Source organism: Campylobacter sp. CNRCH_2007_0968H, assembly GCF_025773245.1.
Lineage (GTDB): Bacteria > Campylobacterota > Campylobacteria > Campylobacterales > Campylobacteraceae > Campylobacter_D > Campylobacter_D lari_D.
On the sequence record NZ_JAKMTQ010000052.1, the window covers coordinates 1 to 750 of the forward strand.

General features: G+C 27.7%; 1 protein-coding gene. It reads right to left on the reverse strand.

All coding sequences use genetic code 11. The features are described from left to right. On the reverse strand, nucleotides 1-750 hold a 750-nt coding region (locus L8Y18_RS08595; RefSeq protein WP_263676671.1), incomplete at both ends, for a DUF2920 family protein.

The window sequence follows — 750 nt, forward strand, 5'->3', positions numbered from 1 at the left end:
TCTAAAACAAATTTATCATTTTCATCTTTAAAGGTAAAAACTTTATTTTTACAAGGATAAGATATACTATCTTTTTTCATACTAAATGTTTTATCTTTTAATTTTTCAAGCATAATAGGTAATTCTTTATTAAATAATGCCTTATCAGGAATTCCACAGCCATGAGTTAAATTTTTAATAAATTTACCATCTATATCTTTTTCATCTATTAGATGAAAATCTACTTCATAATTTAAGGCTTTTAAAATTTCTATCATAGAAATTTTATGATCAGCTGGAGTTAAGTCATCTTTAGCACTATGATAACTTGTATAAATAATATTTTTATTCTTTTGAGCTTGTAAGATCAAATGATCTTTATTAAGTAAAGCTCTTATTAAATAATTTTCATCAGCAAAATAATAAGGTGAGTTTGGGTTTTTGCGTGTCCAATAAGTTTCCACATAACAATGAACTTTACTATTTAACTCATCTTCGTTTAAAATAGCATCACCTTTATTTAAATCCCTTCCTATGATATATCTTAACGGAGGCAATGCAGCACCTGAATTATCTATCACTCCATCTACATACCAAGGAGCTATTTTTGCACACATTAGTGCCACTAAGCCACCGTATGACCCCCCCCCGTAAATTTTAGGTAAAGATTTAAATTGAGGATAATTTTTCATTATATCTTTTAAAGCATTGATATGATCGATTGCAGGCATAATGGCAAAATTATTATATTCATTGTTGGGTGGGATAAAA